Annotated in this window: 4 protein-coding genes and 2 pseudogenes; 4 read left to right on the top strand and 2 right to left on the bottom strand. The window is 59.2% G+C overall.

All coding sequences use genetic code 11. The features are described from left to right. Positions 1 to 14: 14 nt before the first annotated feature. Positions 15 to 173: pseudogene (locus Q1M07_RS00955) on the top strand (LysR family transcriptional regulator); the annotation flags it as partial. Positions 174 to 238: 65 nt separating this feature from the next. Here the strand turns inward: Q1M07_RS00955 and Q1M07_RS00950 are convergent. Both Q1M07_RS00950 and Q1M07_RS00945 read right to left on the bottom strand, forming a co-directional pair. Then, positions 239 to 787: an OmpA family protein gene (locus Q1M07_RS00950; protein ID WP_300449376.1), complete on the bottom strand. Its 549-nt coding sequence runs from the start codon at positions 785 to 787 to the stop codon at positions 239 to 241. A 77-nt stretch (positions 788 to 864) separates the two neighbouring features. Beyond that, positions 865 to 1353: a MarR family winged helix-turn-helix transcriptional regulator gene (locus Q1M07_RS00945; protein WP_300449373.1), complete on the bottom strand. Its 489-nt coding sequence runs from the start codon at positions 1351 to 1353 to the stop codon at positions 865 to 867. A gap of 178 nt (positions 1354 to 1531) precedes the next feature. Here Q1M07_RS00945 and Q1M07_RS00940 point away from each other — a divergent pair, with 178 nt between their 5' ends. The 3 genes and pseudogenes from Q1M07_RS00940 to Q1M07_RS00930 form a co-directional block, all read left to right on the top strand. Next, positions 1532 to 2761 carry a cation:proton antiporter gene (locus Q1M07_RS00940; RefSeq protein ID WP_300449371.1) on the top strand — a complete coding sequence of 410 codons (1230 nt, stop codon included), beginning with the start codon at positions 1532 to 1534 and terminating at the stop codon, positions 2759 to 2761. Further along, positions 2758 to 3540 (top strand): type 1 glutamine amidotransferase, encoded by a 783-nt coding sequence (locus Q1M07_RS00935; protein ID WP_300449368.1) that lies wholly within the window; start codon positions 2758 to 2760, stop codon positions 3538 to 3540. Before Q1M07_RS00940 ends, Q1M07_RS00935 begins: the two co-directional genes overlap by 4 nt. A 13-nt stretch (positions 3541 to 3553) precedes the next feature. Then, positions 3554 to 3841: pseudogene (locus tag Q1M07_RS00930) on the top strand (hypothetical protein); the annotation flags it as partial.

Below are 3841 nucleotides of genomic sequence, written 5' to 3'. Positions count from 1 at the left end.
CGACAACGCCGCGCCTGCCACCGCTCAACGGTCTCGAAGCTTTCGAGGCGGTGGCCCGCCACGGCAGCTTCGCGAAGGCCGCCGACGCGCTGTCGATCACGCCGAGCGCCGTCAGTCACCGCATCGGCCAACTCGAATGGCTGCTCGGTGTCCCCCTCTTCGTCCGCCTCGGCCATGCGGCGCCTGAGCCCCAACCGCCTCGTATTGAGTGCAGTCGCGATCGGCAGGATCTGAGTAGCTACCTCGTTATCGTGACTTTGGGGTTCGCGTTCGTACCTGGGCGATGGCTAGCGGAATCAGCTTGCTTCCGGTCTTTGCCCAATACGGTGTGGGCCGCGTAACCAACCACTGCATAACCCAATTCCACCCGGCGCATCTTCTGGCGGCATTCCGTGGTCCCGCAGACCCGCACTGTCCCGACGCTATAGCGACGCAGCGGATGAATCTGTTTCTTGGGAACGCCGAAGGTGCGAAGGAGCTTGGCGACGGCCTCCATACGCCGGTCCGCTATCGCCAGATTATACGAGTCACTGCCCAGGTCGTCCGTGTAACCGCTCAAGGTCACAACCTGCGCCGGATTCGCCTTCAACCGCACTGCATGATGCCGCAGTTTATCCTGCCCCACCGTATCGATACGGGTTGCGCCCTTTGTGAAGTAGATGCTGTTAGCCTCCTCCTGCGCTACAGAATCCGTGTCCTTGGTTGAAGGCCCATCCATCGGCGTATCTGCGGCTGAAGGCGAATCAAGCGATTCTTGCGGTATCGGTTCTGAAGGCGAGACGGCCAAGGTACTACATCCGATGAGCGTTACACCGTAGAACAGCTGTGCCAGGCTAGAGAGTCTGGACATGATCTGAGCAGACCTCATTTCGGATCCCGCAGCATGTCTGCCAGCGGTATGCTGGCGAAGGCATCGTCTCGTCCGGGCAGATGCCGTATCAACTCAAATAGATTGATATACAATGTTTGTAGGGCGACTTCAGGCATGGCGGAAAGCGCTTCAGGTAGGGCGCCTTCTGCGGACCCTGGCAGCGCCGCGATGGCCTCCACACCGTCGGGCGCGAGTTGGAGACCGACCCGGCGCTGATCTTCTTGCTTGCGCGTCTTGATGAGACACCTTCGGCTGACCAGTTTTTCAACAAGTTGACTACAGGTCGACTGGTGTATACCCAAGCGTGCAGCGAGATCTGTCACGCCAAGCCCCGGACAGCGCTGCACTTCCTGCAGAATCCACATCTGTGATCCGGGAAGTCCACAGCGCTCTTCCACCTCGCGGAAATACTGGCGCATCGTGCCGTAGATCACACGGAACTGTTGGAGAACCGCCAAATTTACCGGCAGTGTGGCGACCATCAAAGGAGGTGTCATCGGGCTTTAGTCATTGCTCTAATCGAGATAGAAAGACTATCATATTTACTATCAATGCAATTGCGATAGGTTTTTGTACTTTCAGCCTTGGCGATAGCATGGCGCTAAGGCCGCTGGTTACGTTTTCTTGCCACTCAGAGCACCGATAGGGGTTCGCGACTCGATGTTCAATTCGATCCAGATTTTCGGCATGGCGCTTCTTGGCGGCTTGGGTGCGGGTGAACTTTCGCGTCGTGCGCTGGCTTTACCACGAACCACCGGCTACGTCGTTTTCGGATTGCTGGTCGGCCAGAGCGGACTCGGTTGGATAGCGCCTTATCACATTGAGTCCAACCAGCTTTTCATCGACCTGGCATTGGGCCTGATTCTGTTCGAATTGGGCTATCAAGTTCCGTTGGTCGCTGTCAGCGAAAGATGGAACCGACTAAGCGCGGGGTTGCTGATCTGTCTGAGCACCGGAGCGACCGTAGTTCTGGCGCTCCTGGCAATGGACTTCTCCACCAGTTCCGCAGTTTTTGCGACAGCCCTTTGTCTGGCCACTTCGCCGGCGATCACGATAGCAACCTGCAGCGATGTGGGCGCCAGAGGAGAAAGGACCGGCTTGCTGTTCACCATGGTGGCAATCAATGGATGCGTTGCCTTTGTTGTCTCTTTTTGGTCAGTGCCGTTTCTGGTTGAGGATGTTGCGATTCGCAGCCTCGCCGGCGCCTGGGAGGCGACGCAGGGAGTCGGAGTAGCCGTGGTGCTCGGTGGTGCTGGCACCGCAGTCGTCCTGGCCGGCGCTCAACTCCTGGGACGGCGTCCGGAACACCAGCACCTGTTGATTCTGGGAACCATCGTACTCAGTGTTGGAACCGCGATCTACCTCGACATTTCCGTGTTGCTGCCCATGCTGCTCTTCGGCTACCTGACGCGAGTCCTGGATCGGAACAAGCGGGTAGCGGCCATTCGGATTGCCAGTGATGCCCGGATTTTTCTCGTAGCCACATTCGTTCTGGCCGGTGCCGCGCTCGACATTGGGGTTGTCGTGGAGTACTGGCCGGACGCTGTCCTGATAATCATCGCGCGCTTCGCCGGGCAACTCACAGGCGTTCTCTTGAATCGCAATCGCCTCGGCTTGGGAACCGCATCTTCAATCTACCTGTCCATTGGTTTACAGCCAATGTCAAGCATTGCTCTGGTTCTTCTTGCCGACATGCAGACGCTCTACTCCGGACTTGAGCCACGGCTGACGGGCGCCTTACTGACGACGATTCTCCTCATGCAGTTGTTTGGACCCTTGGCCACGCAGGCGGCGATCAAGGGCTTCGGCGAGGCAACATATCTGCAATCGGACGACCCGGCAGCAGAGAAGCCTGCCTCGAAGAAAGGTTTCCGGGGAGAGAAATCATGAGCAGACGCCCTTTACGTATCGGTCTTTCCGCACGCATCTACCACCCAGCGGCCGATGCCACGGGTCTGCAATCGAAGTCCCTACAGTATCTCGAGCAATCGGTAGCGCACTGGGTGATGTCCCGCGAAGTAATGGTGTTCATGATCCCCGCGGTCAGTGGCGACGCCATAGTCCATCGCAGTCGCATCCGGCTTGCGGACTACCCAGAGTATCTGGATGGACTCATCCTCCAGGGCGGTGCCGATGTCAGCCCACAAAGCTACGGCGAGGAGCCGTCGCGCCCCGACTGGGCGGGCGACCGGGTGCGCGATGCCTACGAAATGGAACTTCTCCACGAATTCATGGAGGCCGGCAAGGCGGTTTTCGGCATCTGTCGCGGTGCTCAACTGATCAATGTGGCGCTTGGCGGGACACTCTATCAGGACATCGCGACACAGATCGAAGCGGCGGGCGAGCACGTCCATAGCGATTACGACCGGCACAGCCATGCGGTCGAGTGGGCCGCAAAGTCCGGCTTGGCGAAGCTCTACCCGGGCAGGACTGGTGGCCGGGTGGTGTCGATACATCACCAGGCGATCCGAGCATTGGGCCGGGACCTGCGGGTCGAAGCGCGCAGCGCCGAGGACGGCCTGATCGAAGCCATTCGCCTGCAAGGCAGACCGTATGTTCTTGGCCTGCAGTGGCACCCGGAATTCCATCCCCCCGGCAGCGAGGTACTGTTGGACTGCACGCCAATCCTCGACGAGTTTCTCGCTGCCGCGCGCGGCCGATTCTGGTGAGCGAGACGGACCGATGCTGAACGATCTTCTGTCGCCGGTACGTGCCGCCTGGGAAGACTTGCAGGAGCGCCTCTTCTTCCTGCCACCCTTCCCCGATGAGATCGATTCTCTGGCCTTGTTCAGCATGCTGCTGGTCGTCGGTTTGCTTGTCGGCGAATGGTTGCGCGCCAAACTGGGCTGGCCGAAAGTCATCGGCTACGTTTTGGCAGGAACGTTGTTCGGCCCCTCTGCGCTCGGCTGGATCAGCATTGAGGCATTGGCCCAGATACGGCCAATGGCCGATGCAGCGCTCGGACTCCTG

It is taken from the genome of Accumulibacter sp. (genome assembly GCF_029255285.1).
In the GTDB taxonomy this organism is placed as follows: Bacteria; Pseudomonadota; Gammaproteobacteria; order Burkholderiales; family Rhodocyclaceae; genus Accumulibacter.
Note: the sequence above shows the minus strand (reverse complement) of the source record. Positions and strands in the feature narration are given on the sequence as shown.

Excerpts from the sequence above, each read along its gene's own strand:
- Q1M07_RS00945 (WP_300449373.1), bottom strand. The coding sequence starts at position 1,353 with ATGGTCGCCACACTGCCGGTAAATTTGGCGGTTCTCCAACAGTTCCGT.
- Q1M07_RS00940 (WP_300449371.1), top strand. The coding sequence starts at position 1,532 with ATGTTCAATTCGATCCAGATTTTCGGCATGGCGCTTCTTGGCGGCTTG.
- Q1M07_RS00935 (WP_300449368.1), top strand. The coding sequence starts at position 2,758 with ATGAGCAGACGCCCTTTACGTATCGGTCTTTCCGCACGCATCTACCAC.